General features: G+C 71.0%; 18 protein-coding genes and 1 pseudogene. 16 read left to right on the forward strand and 3 right to left on the reverse strand.

Annotated features, from left to right (window positions below):
* Window positions 1–253: 253 nt before the first annotated feature.
* Window positions 254–460, reverse strand: coding sequence for a DUF397 domain-containing protein (locus tag ACIBMZ_RS24085; RefSeq protein ID WP_396697385.1), 207 nt, complete (start codon window positions 458–460; stop codon window positions 254–256).
* Window positions 457–1242 (reverse strand): helix-turn-helix domain-containing protein, encoded by a 786-nt coding sequence (locus ACIBMZ_RS24090; RefSeq protein WP_396697387.1) that lies wholly within the window; start codon window positions 1240–1242, stop codon window positions 457–459. Before ACIBMZ_RS24090 ends, ACIBMZ_RS24085 begins: the two co-directional genes overlap by 4 nt.
* A 657-nt stretch (window positions 1243–1899) precedes the next feature.
* On the opposite strand from ACIBMZ_RS24090, the gene ACIBMZ_RS24095 reads away from it, so the two are divergent.
* The 12 genes from ACIBMZ_RS24095 to ACIBMZ_RS24150 all read left to right on the forward strand — a co-directional run bounded on the left by ACIBMZ_RS24095 (window position 1900) and on the right by ACIBMZ_RS24150 (window position 13925).
* Window positions 1900–2667 carry a flavin reductase family protein gene (locus tag ACIBMZ_RS24095; RefSeq protein ID WP_396697520.1) on the forward strand — a complete coding sequence of 256 codons (768 nt, stop codon included), beginning with the start codon at window positions 1900–1902 and terminating at the stop codon, window positions 2665–2667.
* Between the two features lie 189 nt (window positions 2668–2856).
* A complete protein-coding gene (locus tag ACIBMZ_RS24100) occupies window positions 2857–3210 on the forward strand; it encodes a DUF485 domain-containing protein (RefSeq protein WP_396697389.1) in 354 nt (117 codons plus the stop codon).
* Window positions 3211–3215: 5 nt separating this feature from the next.
* Complete coding sequence (locus ACIBMZ_RS24105) at window positions 3216–4883, forward strand: cation acetate symporter (protein WP_396697522.1); 1668 nt, start codon at window positions 3216–3218, stop codon at window positions 4881–4883.
* A gap of 95 nt (window positions 4884–4978) precedes the next feature.
* Window positions 4979–5953 (forward strand): NAD-dependent epimerase/dehydratase family protein, encoded by a 975-nt coding sequence (locus tag ACIBMZ_RS24110; protein WP_396697391.1) that lies wholly within the window; start codon window positions 4979–4981, stop codon window positions 5951–5953.
* Window positions 5954–6022: 69 nt separating this feature from the next.
* On the forward strand, window positions 6023–7243 hold the full coding sequence (locus tag ACIBMZ_RS24115) for an LCP family protein (protein ID WP_396697393.1): 1221 nt from the start codon (window positions 6023–6025) through the stop codon (window positions 7241–7243).
* A 235-nt stretch (window positions 7244–7478) separates the two neighbouring features.
* Window positions 7479–8672 (forward strand): LCP family protein, encoded by a 1194-nt coding sequence (locus tag ACIBMZ_RS24120; protein WP_396697395.1) that lies wholly within the window; start codon window positions 7479–7481, stop codon window positions 8670–8672.
* Window positions 8673–8865: 193 nt separating this feature from the next.
* Entirely contained in the window at window positions 8866–9804 is a 939-nt protein-coding gene (locus tag ACIBMZ_RS24125; RefSeq protein ID WP_396697524.1) for an LCP family protein, read from the forward strand.
* Window positions 9805–9852: 48 nt separating this feature from the next.
* The gene (locus tag ACIBMZ_RS24130; RefSeq protein ID WP_396697396.1) at window positions 9853–10188 is read left to right on the forward strand and encodes a rhodanese-like domain-containing protein; all 336 of its coding nucleotides are present in this window, start codon (window positions 9853–9855) and stop codon (window positions 10186–10188) included.
* A 5-nt stretch (window positions 10189–10193) separates the two neighbouring features.
* Window positions 10194–10985: a glycerophosphodiester phosphodiesterase gene (locus ACIBMZ_RS24135; RefSeq protein ID WP_396697398.1), complete on the forward strand. Its 792-nt coding sequence runs from the start codon at window positions 10194–10196 to the stop codon at window positions 10983–10985.
* A 55-nt stretch (window positions 10986–11040) separates the two neighbouring features.
* A complete protein-coding gene (locus tag ACIBMZ_RS24140; RefSeq protein WP_396697400.1) occupies window positions 11041–12498 on the forward strand; it encodes an ATP-binding protein in 1458 nt (485 codons plus the stop codon).
* Window positions 12499–12567: 69 nt separating this feature from the next.
* On the forward strand, window positions 12568–12981 hold the full coding sequence (locus ACIBMZ_RS24145) for an ATP-binding protein (RefSeq protein ID WP_396697526.1): 414 nt from the start codon (window positions 12568–12570) through the stop codon (window positions 12979–12981).
* Window positions 12982–13040: 59 nt separating this feature from the next.
* Window positions 13041–13925, forward strand: a complete 885-nt coding sequence (locus tag ACIBMZ_RS24150; protein ID WP_396697402.1) for a DUF5926 family protein — start codon at window positions 13041–13043, stop codon at window positions 13923–13925.
* A 107-nt stretch (window positions 13926–14032) separates the two neighbouring features.
* Here ACIBMZ_RS24150 and ACIBMZ_RS24155 read toward each other — a convergent pair whose 3' ends face one another.
* Window positions 14033–15232, reverse strand: coding sequence for an arginine deiminase (locus ACIBMZ_RS24155; protein WP_396697404.1), 1200 nt, complete (start codon window positions 15230–15232; stop codon window positions 14033–14035).
* Window positions 15233–15395: 163 nt separating this feature from the next.
* On the opposite strand from ACIBMZ_RS24155, the gene ACIBMZ_RS24160 reads away from it, so the two are divergent.
* From ACIBMZ_RS24160 to pheA, 4 genes and pseudogenes are all read left to right on the forward strand, one after another.
* Complete coding sequence (locus ACIBMZ_RS24160; RefSeq protein ID WP_396697406.1) at window positions 15396–16136, forward strand: hypothetical protein; 741 nt, start codon at window positions 15396–15398, stop codon at window positions 16134–16136.
* 167 nt (window positions 16137–16303) lie between these two features.
* Window positions 16304–16762 (forward strand): PAS domain-containing protein, encoded by a 459-nt coding sequence (locus ACIBMZ_RS24165; RefSeq protein ID WP_396697408.1) that lies wholly within the window; start codon window positions 16304–16306, stop codon window positions 16760–16762.
* Window positions 16763–16946: 184 nt separating this feature from the next.
* Window positions 16947–17435 (forward strand): annotated as a pseudogene (locus ACIBMZ_RS24170) (hypothetical protein); the annotation flags it as partial.
* Window positions 17436–17553: 118 nt separating this feature from the next.
* On the forward strand, window positions 17554–18510 hold the full coding sequence (pheA, locus tag ACIBMZ_RS24175; RefSeq protein WP_396697410.1) for a prephenate dehydratase: 957 nt from the start codon (window positions 17554–17556) through the stop codon (window positions 18508–18510).
* The last annotated feature ends 2 nt before the right edge of the window (window positions 18511–18512 follow it).

Genomic DNA, 18512 nt, shown 5'->3' on the forward strand with positions numbered 1-18512 from the left:
AACCACGGGCGGCGCGCACGCTCACAGGCGGCGCGCACGACCACAGGCGGCGCGCACGACCACAGGCGGCGCGCACGACCACGGCGGCGCGCATGATCACAGGTGGCGTGCATGATCGCGCTTGATGCAGGATCGAGTGGTCAACGCGCGACGACGACACCACTCGATCCTGGATCGAGCGTGATCTTCGGAGAGGGTCGCACGCCGTGCGCGACCGGTGCGCGGTGTGCGTCGCGCGCCCCGGCAGGGGTCGTCAGCGGGCGGTGGGGGTTGATGCCTCGCGGGCGAGGTCGAGGAAGGATCGCCAGGCGGTCGGCGCGAAGGTGAGCGACGGGCCGGAACGATCCTTGCTGTCCCGCACCAGCACCACTCCCGGCAGGTTGTCCGCCACCTCGACACAGTTGCCGCCGGTGTCACCGGAGCGGGTCGAGGTGCGCCAGCGGGGTTCGGCAGCGGTCATGGCGTCACCTTGAGCTTTCGGATCAGATCCAGCGAGGCGCTCGTGGACAGTGCTTCGCCGAGCAGGCTATCCCACTTCCGGTCGATCAAGCGGACCGTCTGAGGGTCGTTGACCACATGTCCGCGAGCGGCATTCTCCAGGTAGATCGCCTGCTCGCCGTCGGGCAGTTCGGCCAGCACGAAGCCGCCGATCAGGCCGACATGCTCGCCGACGTTGACCGGGACGATGTGCAGTCGGACGTGCGGCAGTTGCGCCTCCGCCAACAGCCGGCCGAGCTGTGCGTCGAGCACCGCTGGGCCGCCGACCGGCCGCCGCACCACACTCTCGTCGAGCAGAAAGACGCACTGCGGTGGATCACCTCGGCGCAGCAGCTCTTGCCGCTCCAATCGGACCGCGACCAGCTCGTCCACCATCGCTGGTGGTTGTAGCCCTCCGGCCGAGATGACGGCTCGGGCGTACTCCTCGGTCTGGAGCAGGCCCGGCACCAGACAGGGCTCGAAGGCGCGCAGCCTGGTGGCCTCCTGCTCGTAGCCGCGCCACGCCGCGAACCAGGAGGGGCCGCGTTCCCGGTCGGCCTCCTTGAGTAGTTCGGCGAGCAGACCGCCGGTCTGTAGCGCCTCGTCGGAGGCGACGGCGAATTCCATCGTCGGTCGGCGGCGGCCCGTCTCGATGGCGGCGATCAGCGACGGGCTCCACTTGATCAGGGTGGCAAGACCCTCTTGGGACACACCGGCGGCGGCACGGGCGGCCTTCAACGCCCTGATCCACATCTCGAAGTTCATCACTCACCCATCCGGTAAGTACGCGAACGCGCCGAGTAGTAACCGCTGGCATCCTCCCCTGCGGAGATTGCGGAGTCCAGGGTGAAATCGCGCGGCCCGGCCGGTGGAGGCGACGACCCGGCGGCCGGTCCTGCGTCGGGTCGCCCCGGTCATTCCCCCGGCCGGGGCGACCCCCGAATAGGAGGCCACCCATGTACAACGTGTTCCGCAGGTGTCGGCAGGTCGTGCTGCGGGCGTACCGCCGCTCGTCGCCTTCCACGGCGGGCCGGGGCACCGTGCCGCCGCGCGGTGCCGCGCCGCTGGCCCACCTACGTGCGCGCATCCGAGCCGGCGGCCCGCTCGCCCCTGGAGCGACGCCGCCTGCGACGTCCGGGATCAGCCCACACACTCGGCCTTCGACCCGCGAGACACGCCCGGGCACAGGTCGACCGACACCCGAGCCGCGCCCGTACGTGAGTCCGTCGATGCCAGTACGTCCGGCGACTCAGCTCCCGAGCTGGGCTTACTGGCCGACTGTCGCGGAGGCCCCGCCCACTCTCGCGCAGAGTTGGCGGGCGAACGGGGGTCGGTGGTGACCGGGGCATCTGCCGCGTCGGGGGCATCGACCCGGCCTCGACGGTCGGTTCGGCCATGAGCCGCTTCGTGCCGCACGTGCCGATGCGACCACTCTGGCGCTGCCGATCCTGTGGAGCGCACTGGCCCTGCCAGCCGGCCCGACTCTCGTTGCTGGTCGAGTACCGCGAGGATCGGACCGCGCTCCTGGTGTACCTCGGACTGCTGATGACGGAGGCCCACGCCCAGCTCAGCCAGCTCAACGGACAGCTTGCCCCCAGAAGCCTGCACGACCGGTTCCTCACCTGGGCACGCGCACGCGGGCCGGACGGGCGGGTCACAATGTTTCACGTGAATCATCAGCCGGGTGCCCGGATCCACCACACCGATCCGTTCGCCGTGCCAGCGGGCGAGCGGTCGCCCGTACGCCGCTTCCGGGGTCGGCTGGCCGCGCCCGTGACGCTCTGGACCGCACCCGGACCGGCCGGGTTGACCGTCTCGTCCACGCTGGTGGCCGAGGGTGAGCCGGGCCGACTACTCGGCCTGATCGACGCCGAGTCCGACCTGTGGGCGGAGATCGAGGAGGCCGGCCGGTTCGCGGTGACGCCGCTCGGCCCGCCGCACCGGCAGCTCGCGGACCGGTTCGCCGGCCTCTTCCCGTCACCCGGCGGCCTGTTCGCCACCGGCGACTGGACCGAGACGCCCTACGGGCCGGTGCCCGCCGACGCAGGCGGGTGGGCGGGGTGCCGGCTCGACAGCGCCCGGGAGTACGGCTGGAGCCTGCTCGTCGAGGCGACGGTCGAGGAGGTGGAACTCGGTGACGAGATGGCGCCGCTACTCCACCATCGGGGTCGCTACCGCGAACTGAGCTGATCGCAGCCGACGGACGAACCTGGACGGATCTCACCTACCGCTCAACGGAGTGAGCTGGGTCACTCGGCGCAGCGATGCTGCCGTTCGGCGCAACCGTCGACCGGCACCGATCTCAGCCTTTTCCGGCGGGGAGTGCGCTTCTTACCGTGCGCGAAACTCCTGACGCCTGTGAAGGTGGTGATCCACAAGATGTCCACGGACACACCCGCGACCGCGCCGACCGATTCGACGCCCGAGCGGTACCTCGCGGTCCAACGGTCGGACGAATTCGCCGGACTGCGCCGCGCGCTGCGCGGATTCGTCTTCCCGATGACCATCGCGTTCTTCCTGTGGTACTCGCTCTACGTGATCCTCTCGGCGTACGCGCGAGACTTCATGGGCACGCGCCTGTTCGGCAGCAACATCAACGTGGCGCTGGTCTTCGGCCTGCTCCAATTCGTCTCCACCTTCCTCATCGCCTGGCTCTACAGCCGGTACGCCGACCGGAGGATCGACCCGGTGGCCGACAAGATCCGTCACGAGTTGACCGGAGGTGAGTCGTGACCACGATGATCCTCGCGGTCGAGGCGGGCAACACGACGGCCCGGAACCTGACCATCGTGCTCTTCCTGACCTTCGTGGCCGCCACCCTGGGCATCACGATCTGGGCCAGTCGGCAGACCAAGACCGCCACCGACTTCTACGCGGGTGGCCGGTCGTTCTCCGGCTTCCAGAACGGCATGGCGATCGGCGGCGACTACATGTCCGCCGCGTCGTTCCTGGGCATCGCCGGCATCATCGCCCTCTACGGCTACGACGGCTTCCTCTATTCGATCGGCTTCCTGGTGGCCTGGCTGGTGGCGCTGCTGCTGGTCGCGGAGCTGCTGCGGAACTCCGGCCGGTACACGATGGCGGACGTGCTGGCCTTCCGGATGCGGCAGCGTCCGGTGCGTACCGCGGCGGCGGTCTCCACCATCACCGTGTCGATCTTCTATCTGCTGGCCCAGATGGTCGGCGCGGGTGCCCTGGTGGCGCTGCTGCTCGGCATCCGCCCCGGCACCACGTTCCTGGGCATGGACGCCAGCACCGCGAAGGTGGCGACCATCATCCTGGTCGGCGCGCTCATGATCATCTACGTCACCGTGGGCGGCATGAAGGGCACCACCTACGTACAGATCGTCAAGGCGTTCCTGCTGATGGGCGGCGCGCTGCTGATGACCCTGCTGGTGCTGGCGAAGTACAAGTTCAACCTGTCCTCGCTGCTGGGTGACGCGGCGGCGAGTTCCGGCCAGGGCTCCGCGTTCCTGGAACCCGGGCTGCGGTACGGCGTCGAAGTGGCCGGCAACGCGACACAGACCTTCTACAACAAGGCCGACCTGCTCTCCCTCGGCATCGCCCTGGTGCTCGGTACCGCCGGTCTGCCGCACATCCTGATCCGTTTCTACACCGTGCCGACGGCGAAGGCGGCCCGCAAGAGCGTGCTCTGGGCGATCGGCATCATCGGCTCGTTCTATCTGCTCACCCTGGCCCTCGGCTTCGGTGCGGCGGCGATGGTCGGCGGTGCGGCCATCCGGGAACAGGACGCGGCCGGCAACACCGCCGCACCACAGCTCGCCGAGGTGCTCGGCATCGAGTTCTTCGGTGGCGATCTGGGCGGCGCGGCGATGCTGGCGATCATCGCGGCGGTCGCCTTCGCCACCATCCTCGCGGTGGTCGCCGGGTTGACCCTGGCGTCGTCGTCCAGCCTGGCGCACGACTTCTACGCCAACGTCATCAAGCGCGGCAACACCTCGGAGCGGCAGGAGGTACGCGTCGCCCGGATCTCCGCATTGGTGATCGGTGCGGTCGCCATCGCCCTGTCGATCTTCGCGCAGAACCTGAACGTGGCGTTCCTGGTGGCACTGGCCTTCGCGGTCGCCGCCTCCGGCAACCTGCCGGCAATCCTCTACAGCCTGTTCTGGAAGCGGTTCAACACCTCGGGCGCGGTGTGGGCGATCTACGGCGGTCTGCTGGCGGCCGTACTGCTGGTGTTCTTCTCGCCGGTGGTCTCCGGAGCACCGACGGCGATGTTCCCGGACCACGACTGGCAGTGGTTCCCGCTGTCCAACCCGGGCATCCTGTCCATCCCGTTCGGCTTCCTCTGCGGCTGGATCGGCACCCTCGTCTCCAAGGAGAGCGACGAGGACAAGTACGCCGAACTGGAGGTGCGTTCGCTGACCGGCGCCGGCGCGCACTGACGACCCACCGGCGGGCAGCGCCCGCCGAGTGTTAGTAGGGGTCCCCTGTAAGACGCGAGGCGTTAGCAGGGGACCCCTCCTTTACTCTGGTCGGCGTGAAGGTTGAGCAGCGTTTTGGTCCCGGTCACCGCATCCTGGTCACCGGTGGTGCCGGTTTCGTCCCGTCGCACCTGGTGGATTCCCTGATCGGTCGCGGGTGCACGGTGGTCGCACTGGACAACTTCGTCACCGGATCGAAGGAGAACGTCGCCCATCTGCTCGACGAGCCGTCCTTCACTTTGGTGGAGGCGGACGTCTCCGACGGGCTGCCGGATCATCCCGCGCTGACCGGGCGGTTCGACGCGATCCTGCACATGGCGTCCCCGGCGAGCCCCACGGACTTCGAGAAGCTGCCGGTGGAGATCCTGCGGGTGGGCTCGGTGGCCACCCTGCACCTGCTGGAGCGGGCTGCCGCCGACGGTGCCCGGTTCCTGCTGGCCTCGACCTCCGAGGCGTACGGCGACCCGAAGGAGCACCCGCAGCGGGAGACGTACTGGGGCAACGTCAACCCGATCGGCATCCGCAGCGTGTACGACGAGGCCAAGCGCTTCTCCGAGGCCGCGACGATGGCGTACCGGCGCAGCCGGGACGTGGACACCGCGATCGTGCGGATCTTCAACACGTACGGCCCGAGGATGCGGCCGGACGACGGGCGGGCCATCCCGACCTTCGTCTCCCAGGCGCTGCGCGGCGAGGCGATCACCGTGCACGGCACCGGCAACCAGACCCGCTCGATCTGCTACGTGGCGGATCTCGTCCGGGGCATCCTGCTGCTGCTCGACTCGACCGAGAGCGGGCCGGTCAACTGCGGCACCGAGCACGAGATGAGCATGCGGCAACTGGCCGAGACGATCGTGTCGCTCTGTGAGAGCAAGTCCGAGGTGACCTACGTCACGCGCAGTGCCGATGACCCGGAGATACGCCGTCCCGATCTGACCCTCGCCCGTGAGTCGCTCGGGTACGAGCCGTCCGTCGCGCCCGAAGTGGGCCTGCGACGCACGATCGAGTACTTCCGCGAGCGGATCGGGTAGCACCGGCACCCGACACCGGCCGGGTTTCACAGCGGGCGACAGTGGCGGGGCCTGCGTACCCTGAGTTACATGTCAGCCACCAACTCCGCCGCACTGCCGGCCCTCCACCTGCACCGCAGCGCCGGGCGCGCGGCGGTACCGGCCGGTTCGGGCCGGGGCGGACGCGCTGCCCGAGCGAACGAGACGAGCCGGTTCTCGGCGTACGACGAGGCACCCGGTGGGCCGGGCGGTCCGCGAGGTCCGGTGGGGCCGGGCGGACCCGGTGGCCCACCGCCGCCGCGTGGCCGCCGCCCACGGTGGGGCCGGATCGCCCTGCTGACCGGTGTCGTGGTGCTGGTGCTGGCGCTACTCGGCGGCGTCGGCGCCTGGTTCTACGCCCGCAGCCTGGACAACAACCTGGCCCGCACCGACCCGTTCTCGGAGATCACCGGCGGTCGGCCGGCGAAGGCGGTGGACGGCGCGCTCAACATCCTCATGGTGGGCACCGACTCGCGGGATCCGGACGCACCGATGGACCAGGCCGGTGAGTGGCGCGCCGACACGATCATCGTCATGCACATCCCCGCCGACCACCAGGAGGCGTACCTCGTCTCCATCCCCCGCGACCTGTACGTGCCCATCCCGGAGAGCGCCGGTGCCGACTGCGACTCCGGTCAGCGCCGCAAGATCAATGCGGCGTTCGCGTTCGGTGGCCTGCCGCTGGCGGTACGCACCGTCGAGTGCTTCACCGACGTGCACATCGACCACGTGATGGCGATCGACTTCGGCGGCTTCAAGCAGGTCACCGACGCGCTCGGCGGCGTCGAGCTGGAGGTCGAGCGGAGCATCACCTCGATCCACAAGCCGTACCGGAAGTTCACCAAGGGCACCAACCAGATGAACGGCACCGAGGCGCTGGACTGGATCCGGCAGCGGAAGCAGTTCCCGGACGGCGACTTCGCCCGGATGCGTCACCAGCAGGAGTTCCTGCGGGCGCTGATGGACAAGGCGGCGAGCAGCGGCACGCTGACCAATCCGAAGAAGCTCAACGCCTTCCTCCGGTCGGTGACCGACGCGGTCACGGTCGACCAGGGCTTCTCCTTGACCGACATGGCGGTGCAGTTCCGCAACCTGCGCGGCGAGAATCTGACGTTCGTCACCAGCCCGCACCTGGGCAGTCAGAACGTCAACGGCGAGTCGGTGGTCGTCTCCGACCGGGAGAACGCCCTGGCCATGTACCGCGCGATGTCCGGCGACACGATGGCCGACTGGGTCAAGGTCAACAAGGAGTCGCGGGCCGGTAACGGTTGATCACGTTCGCACCCGAAAGGCGGGCTCTCCGGTCACGGATCGTGATCGAATAGCTCGTCTTCGGTTGTGATTTCGCTGAGAGCCAATAGTCGATCGTCCATTTTGTTCTGGCCATTCGGCCATTTCCCCAGGATGACGTGGCGGAGAACGGTAACTGAGCGTCAGACGAACTCGCCACGACGGGATTGCGTCCGTAAAGTGTTCCCGCCCCCCACATTCACGAGCTGGAGCACGCATGCCGGTTCAGAGCCCCTCCTTGCTCGATCCGCCTGGCGCATCGAACCCCTCGACCTCCTCAACCGGCAAGAAGAAGGCCGGTAAGAGCGGCAAGAAGGGGCGCGCCCGGCGGAAGGACCCTCTCTGGGCCCGGATCACCCTGGTCTTCGGCGCGGTGCTGATGATGACCAGCGGCCTCGCCATCGTCGGCAGCAAGGCCGTGATCGGTCAGGCCACCGGCAGCATCTCGCAGCGCAACCTACTCGGCGAGGCCGGCAAGACGGTGGACGAGGGCGGCAACAACCTGGAAGGCCCGATCGACATGCTGCTGCTGGGCGTGGACGCCCGGGAGCGGTGGGCCGCCGACGACGTACGCGCGGACAGCATCATCGTGCTGCACATCCCGGCCACGCACGACCAGGCGTACCTGATCTCGATCCCCCGGGACACCGAGGCCCGCATCCCGGCCTTCTCCAAGACCGGCTTCCCGGGCGGCGTCGACAAGATCAACGCGGCGTTCCAGGCCGGTGCCCGCAACGGCGGTGGCTGGGAGGGCGGCGCCCAGTTGATGGCCCAGACCATCAAGGGCATGACCGGTGTCGGCTTCGACGGCGCGGCGATCATCAACTTCGGCGGCTTCAAGAACGTGATCGACGCCCTCGGCTCGGTGCGCATCTGCCCGAAGCAGGAGGTCAAGTCCGCCCACATGTCGTACGTCGACGGCAAGGTGATGTGGAACGCGGACGCCAAGAAGACCGGCAAGCAGCGGACCCCGGTGGTGCACAAGAAGGGCTGCCAGGAGATGGAGGGGTGGGCCGCGCTGGACTTCTCCCGGCAGCGGTACGGCCTGGCCAACAGCGACTACGACCGCCAGCAGAACCAGCAGCAGCTCATCAAGGCGATGGCGAAGAAGGCCAGCCAGAACGGCACGCTGACCAACCCGCTCAAGCTCAACGAGCTGATCAAGGCGGCCGGCAAGGCGTTCATCCTGGACACCGGCGGTGTCTCGGTCGAGGACTTCGTCTTCACGATGCGCGGGGTCACCGGCAACGAGCTGATCATGCTGAAGACCAACGGCGGAACGTTCAACGGCACGGACAGCGGCCGGGAGGCTCTCAGCGAGCAGACCCTGGACATGTTCCACGCGGTCAAGCAGGACAAGCTGGCCGAGTTCGTGTTCTACAACCCCGAGGTGATCTCCAACCGGAAGTGACCGGCGGGAGTAGTCGGAAACCGCCGTCACGCCTCCCGCACCGTCCGTAGCCTGACATGAAGAAGGCTCATGTCAGGCGGACGGGGAGGACGTCACGGCCAGGAGGGCACGCGACGGCGGACGACGGGCAACCGGCGGAGGCTCCGGGCGCCCGCGCTGGCCGCGCGTACTGCTGGGGATCGGGCTGGCGGTGGTGCTGCTGGCCACGGTCGCCGTGGTCGGCCTCCGGGTGCTCGCCGACCGGTACGAACGGACCGTGACGCGGGCCGAACTGCTCGACCCGACCGCCCGCGCCGACCGCACCGACCGGCACGGCCCGCTCAACTACCTGCTCGTCGGCTCCGACCGCCGCCCCGGCGACACCGGCCCGGAGCAACGCACCGACACCATCCTGATGGTCCACGTGCCGGCCGGGCTGCGCGAGGGCTACCTGGTCTCCGTACCGCGTGACCTGCTGGTCGACATCCCGCCCGCGGCCGGCTACTCCGGCGGCGAGGACAAGGTCAACGCCGCGTACGAGTACGGCGGCGGCGGCGAGGCCGGAGCCCGACTGCTCTCCGCCACCCTGTCCCGGCTCACCGGCATCCGCTTCGACGGCGCCGCCCTGGTCGACTTCGCCGGTCTGCGCAGTGTCATCGACCTGCTCGGCGGGGTCAACCTGTGCGTACGCACCGAGGTGCGCTCGATCCACACCGACCGGGTCTTCTCGCCCGGCTGCCAACGGATGGACGGCGCCCAGGCGCTGGACTACGTCCGCCAGCGCTACGACCTGCCCGGCGGCGACTACGACCGGCAGACGCACCAGCAGCAACTACTCGGGGCGATGTTGCAACAGGCGGGGGAGACCCGGCTCCGGGAGAACCCGGTCCGGTTGCACCGGCTCATCGAGGCGGTCGGCGGATCGCTGACCGTGGACACCAACGGCGTACCCGTGGAGGATCTGCTGCTGGCGCTGCGCGGCCTCTCCACCGACGCGCTGCGCGGCGTGCAGGTGCCCTCCTACCCGCAGACCATCGACCAGGTCTCCTACGTCGTGCTCGACAACGGCGGAGAGGGACTGTTCGAGGCGGTCCGGGGCACCCGGATGCCGCAGTGGGCGGGCGCCCATCCGCACTGGGTCACCCGGCTCTGACCCGCCGGTCGACGCGATCTCCCCGACGGCCCTCTAGGCTTGGTAGCCGTGTTCGGATCCCACGTACCCACCATGACGGTGCCCGAGATCGACGACGAGACCTACCTGCTCGACGTCCGCGAGGACGACGAGTGGGAGGCGGGGCACGCACCCAACGCCCACCACCTGCCGATGATGGAGCTGCCGGCGCGCCTCGCCGAGGTGCCCGACGACCGGGACGTCGCGGTCATCTGCCGCTCCGGTGGCCGCTCCGCCCAGGTGGTCGCCTACCTGATGCACAACGGCTGGGACCAGGTCCGCAACGTCGAGGGCGGCATGGGCGACTGGGAGGCGGCCGGGCGACCGGTGGTCGACTCGGACGGCCAACCGGGCCGGGTGTTGTAGCGGCCGTGCCCACCCCGCTCGTCTTCGCGCACCGTGGCGCGTCGTACGACCTGCCGGAACACACCCTCGCCGCCTACCTGCGCGCGCTCGACGAGGGCGCCGACGGGCTGGAGTGCGACGTCCGGCTGACCCGTGACGGCCATCTCGTCTGCGTGCACGACCGCCGGCTGAACCGCACCAGCAACGGTCGCGGCCTGGTCAGTGCCCGTACCCTCGCCGAGTTGGAGGAGTTGGACTTCGGCTCCTGGCACCCCGGCGGCGTACCGGCCGACGGGGACGAGGTGCTGGACGCTTCCCACACCCGGCTGCTCACCCTCGAACGGCTGCTGGAGGCGGTCCTCGCCGCCGGGCGGCCGGTCCGGCTGCTGGTGGAGACCAAGCACCCGTCCCGATACCGCGGCGACGTGGAGCGCCGACTGGTCGCCCTGCTGCGCCGGTACGGGCTGACCGACCCGCGCCCCGACGACCCGGTACGCGTGACCGTGATGTCCTTCTCCCCGCTGGCCGTACGCCGGATGCGGACGCTGGCCCCGGCGCTGCCGACCGTACTGCTGCTGGAGGTCCTGCCCCGCTGGCTGCGCCTGGGCCGACTGCCGTTCGGTGTGGGCATCGCCGGTCCCGGGATCGGCCTGGTCCGGGCACGTCCGGCGCTGGTGCCGTCGCTGCGGGCCGCCGGCAACCAGGTCTACGTCTGGACCGTCAACGAGCCCGAGGACCTCGATCTCGTGCTGGCCGCCGAGGTGGACGGCGTGATCACCGACCGCCCGGCACAGACGCTGGCCCGGTTGAGGGGATAACCGACCCACCGTCGGGGGTGCCGGAGAAGGCGAACGGAGGTGCACACTCGGGGACATGACGGACCGTACCGATTACTCGGCTCTCATCGCCGGGCACACCGTCGTCATCGAGATGATCAACTCGGGGGACGCGGGCCTTCCGGTACTGACCAAGTTGCTGCGGGTGGCGCAACCGGCACTCGGTGCCGCCGGTATGGCCTTCGTCGAGTTCGCTCCCAGCGGCGGTCGGGTGATCGCCGCCACCGGTGCCGCCGAGTGGACCATCGGGCGTCCACTGCCTCCCAGCGATCCGATCACCGCCTGCCTGCTCGCCGGCCCCCGGGTGCAGTGCGTCCGGACCGACCGGCTCGGCAGTCAGCTCGCCGACGAGCTGACCGATCGCGGCCTGCGGCGGATGGTCGCCTCCCGCGCCGAGATCGGCGGCCACGCCGTCGGTAGCCTCCAGGCCCTGTACCGGGCCGGGGACGACGAGCCCGGCCCGGAGCAGTGGAGCGTGGTCGGCTTCCTGGGCGCCTGCATCGCGCACATGTACGGCGACCAGAGCGGCCTGCCGGTGCACGGCGACGGCCCGGTGGTGGCGGCGCTCGCCGACGGGCTGGCGGTCGTCGACCGGGACACCCACGTACGCCTCTGGAACCCGGCCGCCGCCGACGTCACCGGCCGGTCCGCGGCCGAGGCGATCAACAGACCGTTGCCCTTCCCGGTGCCCCCGTCCGGACAGGTCCTCGACCACCGCCTACCGGACGGGCGCTGGCTGCGGGTCACCTCGGGTGAGCTGCCGGGTCCGGGTGCGCTGCGGGTGGTCACCTTCCGGGACATCACCGACCAGCAGCGGCACGACCACGAGCGGGACCTCTTCGTCGCGGTGACCAGTCACGAGCTACGCACCCCGGTGACCGTCATCAAGGGGTACGCCGACACGCTCAACGACCACTGGGAGTCGCTCAGCGACGCCGACCGGCGCCAGGCCGCGCAGGTCATCGGCCAGCGCGCCAACGAGCTGGCCCGGCTGCTCGACCGGCTGCTCTCCTCGGCCGCCGAGGCGTGGCCGGACGACGGACCGGCGGTGCCCTTCGATCTCGGCGAGACGCTGCGCGGAGCGGTCGCCAACCTGCCCGGTGAGCTGCGCCGCCGGGCCACCCTCCAGTTCCCGGCCGACCTGCCCCGGGCGATCGGACGCCGGCAGAGCCTGGTCACCGTGCTGACCGAACTGGTCACCAACGCCGGGAAGTACTCGCCACCCGGCTCGCCGATCGAGGTGAGCGCGGTCGCGGACGGGCCGACCGTCTGCATCCGGGTCAGTGACCGGGGCATCGGCGTACGACCGGAGCACGTCGAACGGGCCTTCGACCGGTTCTGGCAGGGCGATTCGGGTGACAATCGTCGCTATCCGGGCACCGGACTCGGTCTCTATCTCGTCCGCCGGATCGTTGAACAGCAGAATGGATGGGTATTCCTCCGGCCGAGAACCGGCGGAGGTACGGTCGCAGAGGTGCGGCTGCCCCGCCGGTGATCGTGGGGGTCACCAGGGGCGACAGAGGGGCGGGACGTGTCGACGGGAGCGGTCGAACGAGCGTGGTGTGTGGTCGTGCCGCACCACGCCAGCGGTGCACGCGCCGCCCGGCACCGCCTCGCCGCCGAACTGGCCGAGGTCGTGTCCCCGGTGGTGCTGGCTGATCTCGTCGCGGTCCTCGCCGAGCTGGTCGGCAACGCCGTCCGGCACGCCGACCCGCTGCCCGGCGGGGTGGTCCGGGTGGCCTGGCGGTTGATGACGACCGACGACGGGGCGCACGTCCGGCTGCGGGTCACCGACGGCGGCGCGACCGGTACGCCCCGGATCCGCCCGGCGGACATCGACGCGGCCGACGGCCGGGGCCTGCACATCGTCTCCGGCCTGGCGGACCGTTGGGGCGTCGAACGGGACGGTCTCGGGCAGAGCGTCTGGGCCGAGTTCGACCCGGTTCCCGAGCGACCGGGCCTGGTCGTCACCGGCTGATCGCCCGCCGGGCGGGTCCCGCCCCCGGCGTCGCGTCCGGGCCTCTAGGCTGTGTCGCCGTGAGCAAGCGTCGAAAGAACCAGCGGGCCGCCACACCCACCCCGAAGCGGGAGAAGGTGCGGGACGTCTTCGTCCCCCGGCCCTTCGAAGGGCTGACCGACGAGCCGGAGTGGATCGCGCTGCGGGAACTGGTGCCCGCCGCCTCCGCACCGCTGCGGCTCACCCCCGAGCTGGTCGAGGAGTACGGCGACCGCCCGGTGACGCTGGCCACCGTGCTGCCGATGGCCGCCCCCGCGATGAGTCGTGCCGACGGGCACGTGTTCGTCGGGCTCCAGCGGCACCAGCAGTCCGGTGACGTCTCCCGGGACCTGGCCGAGTCGCTGCTCTGCGCGCTGCGTACCGAGCCGGGCGCCCCGGTCCAGGTGCCGCCGCTGCCCGGCCCCGGCCCACGGTTGCAGGACATCCTGGTCGACGGTCCGTTGACGGTCACCCTGCACGAGGGCTTCGACTTCTGGCTGGTTCCCGAGGCCGTGGACGACCCGACCGTGCAGGCGTCCCTGGAGCGGGCCAACGCCGCGATCTACCCGACGGTACGCCTGGCGGCGGCGAGGTCGGCGTACTGGTGCCAGGTGCCGGAGAAGGCACACGTCCGCTGGGTGCTGCCCGAGGCCGAGGAGGCCGCGCTGGACGCGTTGGCCCGGCTCGGCGCGGCCGGCTCGCTGACCCTCGGCGAGGGGACCAGGTTCGCCGGCATGTTCCGGGCCCACGGCCGGTTGGTGCCGGTCTGGGACCTGCCCGAGGACACCCCGGCCGCCGAGTGGGAGGCGCCGGTCGCCGAGTTCGCCAAGCGGTACGCGGAGGCGCTGACGGAGACCGGGCCGCTCGACGCCGCCGCCCGCCGGTCCCGTCAGGGCCTGCTGGGCCGCCAGCTCACCCTGCGCTGAGCGCGCGCTTCTGGTGTTAGGAAGGGACCCCTGCTCTACCGGAGGCGTTAGCAGGGGACCCTTCCTTACTCTCGTCCCCTGCCCGGCTTCCGTCCCGGCCCGCGTCGTCACTCGCGCAGCAGGGGGCACGACATGCAGCGGGGGCCGCCCCGCCCCGACCCCAGCTCGGACCCGGCGATCGGGATGAGTTCGATGCCGGCCCGTTCGAGCTGGGCGTTGGTCTCCACGTTGCGTTCGTAGCCGACGCAGAGCCGGGGCGCGAGCGCCAGGGTGTTGTTGCCGTCGTCCCACTGCTCCCGCTCGGCCGTCACCGGGTCGAGCCCGGTGTCGATCACCCGGAGCCGGTCGAGGTCCATCGCGTCGGCGGCGGCCCGCAGGAACGGCGCCGGGCCGTCCACCCGGGGGTCGTCGCCGTCCGTCCCGGCGATCACCGTGTACGCCGACAGCGTGTGCGCGACGTTGGGGTACATCAGCACCGCGTCGACGTCGACCATCGTGCAGACCGTGTCCAGGTGCATGGTGGCCCGTTCCTGGGCGATCGGCACCACCAGGATGGTGTGCGCCAGCCCGGCCGCGAAGACCTGCCGGGCCAGTCGTTCGGCACCGGCCGGGGTGGTCCGCTCGCCCACCCCGACGGCGAGTACCCCGGGGGCGAGCAGCAGCACGTCACCGCCTTCGAGGTGCTCCAGGTCGGGCCGGTAGACGTACTCGGTGCCGGCGAAGCGCGGGTGGTGCCGGTAGATCGCGTCGGTCAGCGTGGTCTCCCGCCGCCGGGCCGGCATCGCCAGGCTGGTCACGCCGACCCGCTCGCCGATCCACAGTGACGAGTCGCGGGTGAACAGCAGGTTCGGCAGCGGCGCGATGACGAAGTCGTGCCGGTCCATCAGGGTGTAGACCAGGCCGCCGCGCCGGTCGCCGCCGACCCGTAGCTCCTCGTGGGCGAGGCCGGCGACGAGGACTCCGGCGAGCGCGGCCGGGTCGAGGTAGGTCAGGTGCGCGGCGACCCGGGCGCGCAGGGTGTCACCGAGTCGGGGCGAGGCGAGGACCTGTTCGGTCAGTTCGGCGCGGGCCTCCGCCACGGCCAGGGTCTCGGTGAGCAGATCGGTGAGATAGAGCACCTCGACGTCGCGCTCGCGCAGCGCGGCGGCGAAGGCGTCGTGCTCCTCCTGCGCGCGGCCCACCCAGGGGATGGCGTCGAACAACAGGGAGTCGTTGTTGCGCGGGGTCAGGCGGGCGAGTTCCGGCCCTGGCCGGTGCAGCAGCACGGTGCCGAGCCGGCCGACCTCACTGTCCACGTAGTGGGTCACATCCGAAGCCTAGGGCAGGGTTTGGCGGCATCCGATAAAAAGGCTGTGGGTGAATATGGCATTCATCCACAGTCATTCCGGCGTTCCGGCTTGCCGACTACCGGGACCCGCAACGTAGGGTAGTGAGAAAGTAACTTCGAGGGACCTTTTGCCGGAGGTCGCGATGACTGTCTTCCCCGCTCGTCGAGCCGTACCGTCCGCCCGGGCGCTGCCGCAAGCGGCGGTGCCACACCCTCGGGTCGAGGCACCGGGGGTGGTCGAGGCGCCACGTCCGTCGCCCTTGGAGTGGGCCCGTCGGCGCCGTGCCGAGCGGGGCGCTCGCCGGCTTGAGGCGGCCGGTGCCCGTGCGCTCGGCCAACTCGACCATCTCGGGCCCGCGTGGCACGTGATCGACTGGCCGCGAACGGACGCCGCGGACGCCCTGCTCGACGAGAGCGACGACAACCGGGCCGGGTTCCTCGCCATCGGCCCGAGCGGACTCTTCGCCGTCACCATCGCCGACCACGGCCGGGCCCGCGTCCTGGTCGCGGGCGACGTGGTGCAGATCAACGGCAAGCGCCCGCCGTACGTCGCCGAGGCCCGCCGCGACGCCCGGCGCGCCAGCAAGGCACTGACCAGTGCGGTCGGCCATCCGATCCCGGTGACGCCGGTGCTCACCTTCGTGGGCTCCGGCGTCATCAGCGTCTACGGCCTGCCCAAGGACTGTCTGATGGCCACCCACCGGGAGCTCGACCGGATGCTCGTCGCCGGTGGCAACCGGATCAGCCCGGCCACTGCCGAGAAGCTCTCCCGGGTCGCGCAGCACCCCGGGACGTGGATGAGTGGCGGCTATCCGCCAGCAGCCGACTACCGGTGGTACGAGGACGGCCGAATGGCCGCTGACAAGCCGGCCACCCGGCGGTAACGTCTGCGGCGACGCCACGCGGCCGGGCACCGGCGCTCCGCACCGGCCGGCCGCGCCGTCGCGGACCGGCAGCGATCAGCACCGATGGCGTGGTTTTTCAGCGCGGTCAGCGGTGGCCGAGACGACCGGCTAGCGTGGACGTTCCGTCGGTGTGCATAGGAGGCGCGGTGGCCCACGTCGAACTCTCGCTCTCGGAAGTGTTCGCGCCCGACCCGGGGACACCGACAGAGCTTGGGTACGACAACCTCGGGCGATGGGCGGCCACTGTGTCCAGTGCCGACGAGCCCTGTCTGCTGATCGACGCCGAGACCCGGGTGGTGGCCGTCTCCGCCGCCGGCTGCGATCTGCTCGGCCTCGGCACCCCCGAGGACGTCATGGGGCTGCCGCTGCTCGACGGCGGCCTGCGGTTGCTCGACTTCACCGCCTATCGGGGCGAGTTGGCCGAGCCGGACATCGACAAGATCCCGCCACTGTTGGCGCTCGCCTCCGGCCGGATGGCCCGCGGCCTGTTACGGATCATGGCGACCACCGAGGGCATCTCCGACGCGACCGTCGACGCCATCTCCACGCCGGTGCTCGCCGACGGGGCCGTCGCCGGCTCGCTCACCTTCTTCTCGGGGCTCTGACCCGACACCACGTACCCGACTGGCCTTTCCCGTCGGCGGCGGATCCTCCTACCATGGGCTCGGCTCCGGCCGTCCCTGACGCTCGCCCCCATCGAGGACCATCCCCGTGCCGTCCGCCCCGATCCGTCGTGCCGCCCCCGGCCACCGTCCCGCCCGAGCGGGCGACCGCCGGAGCCGTACCCGGCTGTCCGCAGTCGCCGGGCTGGCCGTGCTCCTGCTGGCCGGTTGCGGCGAACCGCCGGACCTGCGCGACGGGTCGGCTCTGCCCACGCCGCCGCCCACCACGGCCGCGGCCGAATCGGCCACCCCGACGCCGCCGCCCTTCGGTGACCCGCCGAGCGTCGCCCCGACCGTCGCGCCGACCGACGCCGGTCTGGTCGCGGTGGCCTGTCCCGGCCAGCCTTCCCGGCAACGGATCGTCGACCTGGTCCGGGGCCGCGACGGGCTGCTCCCCCGCAACGCGCGGGTACAGGTCACCAGCGGGCCGCGCTGCGCCGCCGGCTGGCACTTCACCAGCGTCGACGTCACCGGGTACGAACCGCTCCAGGTGGTCACCCGGGACCAGGCCGGCACCCTGCGGCTGGTGACCGCCGGCACCGACGTCTGCTCGGTCGAGGTACGCGTGGCCGCACCGGTCGGGATCAGGACCCTGGCCTGCGGCGACGAGGGATCGGTGCCGGTACCGGTGCCACCCGTGCCGTCCCCGCCACCGGTCTCCACGCCGACGCCGTCCGGGCAGTCACCGACGCCATCGGCGTCCACCCCCACGGCGGGTGCGTAGGCTGTTCGCCATGCCGGGAACGCCGCCGACCCGTTTCGTCTACCTCGGGCCCGAGGGCACCTTCGCCGAACAGGCGTTGCGTGCCGTGCCCGCCGCCGAGCGGGGCAGCCGTACGCCGGCCCGCAGCGTCGGCGAGGCCCTGGAGGCGGTCCGCACCGGCGATTCCGACGCCGCGCTGGTGCCGCTGGAGAACTCGATCGGCGGCGCGGTCGGGGTCACGCTCGACGAACTGGCCGAGGGCGAACCTCTGGTGATCACCCGCGAGGTGATCCTGCCGGTGCAGTTCGTGCTCGGTGCGCGGACGGGCACCCTGCTGCCGACCATCCGCAGCGTCGCCGCCCACCCGCAGGCGTCCACCCAGTGCCGGAGCTGGCTGCGGGCACACCTGCCCGACGCGGTCGTGGTCGACGTGCTCTCCAACGGAGCCGCGGCGGCCGGCGCAGCCACCGGTGAGTACGACGCGGCGATCTGCGCGCCCATCGGCGCGGCCCGACACCGGCTCGCCGTGCTGGCTGACAAGATCGCCGACCATCCGGACGCGGTCACCCGGTTCGCGCTGCTGTCCCGCCCCGGCCCGCCTCCGCCGCCCACCGGCGACGACGTGACGTCGCTGGCGGTCTACATCGCCCACGACCGGGTGGGCGCCCTGCTGTCCGTGCTGATGGAACTCGCCGTACGCGGGGTGAACCTGACCCGGATCGAGTCCCGACCGACCGGTGAGGCGCTGGGCCGGTACGTCTTCTTCCTCGACTGCACCGGCCACGTCGCCGACAACCGGCTCGGTGAGGCCCTCCAGGGGCTGCGGCGGGTCTGTGCCGACGTGCGCTTCCTCGGGTCGTACCCCCGGCACCGGTGGGACGGCACGGCCGGCGAACGGCCGGTGCCGGCCCCGGCCGGTCTCTCCGACGCCGACTACACCGACGCCGCAGCCTGGCTCGCCCGGGTCCGGGCGGGCGAGCTGGGCTGACC

The sequence above is a fragment of the Micromonospora sp. NPDC049900 genome, assembly GCF_044461025.1.
GTDB lineage: Bacteria > Actinomycetota > Actinomycetes > Mycobacteriales > Micromonosporaceae > Micromonospora.

What these genes read in the sequence shown, in the direction of transcription:
- ACIBMZ_RS24095 (WP_396697520.1), top strand. Translation starts at nt 1,900, where the DNA reads ATGCGACCACTCTGGCGCTGCCGATCCTGTGGAGCGCACTGGCCCTGC.
- ACIBMZ_RS24140 (WP_396697400.1), top strand. Translation starts at nt 11,041, where the DNA reads ATGACGGACCGTACCGATTACTCGGCTCTCATCGCCGGGCACACCGTC.
- ACIBMZ_RS24090 (WP_396697387.1), bottom strand. Translation starts at nt 1,242, where the DNA reads ATGAACTTCGAGATGTGGATCAGGGCGTTGAAGGCCGCCCGTGCCGCC.
- ACIBMZ_RS24105 (WP_396697522.1), top strand. Translation starts at nt 3,216, where the DNA reads ATGATCCTCGCGGTCGAGGCGGGCAACACGACGGCCCGGAACCTGACC.
- ACIBMZ_RS24160 (WP_396697406.1), top strand. Translation starts at nt 15,396, where the DNA reads ATGACTGTCTTCCCCGCTCGTCGAGCCGTACCGTCCGCCCGGGCGCTG.
- pheA (WP_396697410.1), top strand. Translation starts at nt 17,554, where the DNA reads ATGCCGGGAACGCCGCCGACCCGTTTCGTCTACCTCGGGCCCGAGGGC.
- ACIBMZ_RS24120 (WP_396697395.1), top strand. Translation starts at nt 7,479, where the DNA reads ATGCCGGTTCAGAGCCCCTCCTTGCTCGATCCGCCTGGCGCATCGAAC.
- ACIBMZ_RS24115 (WP_396697393.1), top strand. Translation starts at nt 6,023, where the DNA reads ATGTCAGCCACCAACTCCGCCGCACTGCCGGCCCTCCACCTGCACCGC.
- ACIBMZ_RS24085 (WP_396697385.1), bottom strand. Translation starts at nt 460, where the DNA reads ATGACCGCTGCCGAACCCCGCTGGCGCACCTCGACCCGCTCCGGTGAC.
- ACIBMZ_RS24100 (WP_396697389.1), top strand. Translation starts at nt 2,857, where the DNA reads ATGTCCACGGACACACCCGCGACCGCGCCGACCGATTCGACGCCCGAG.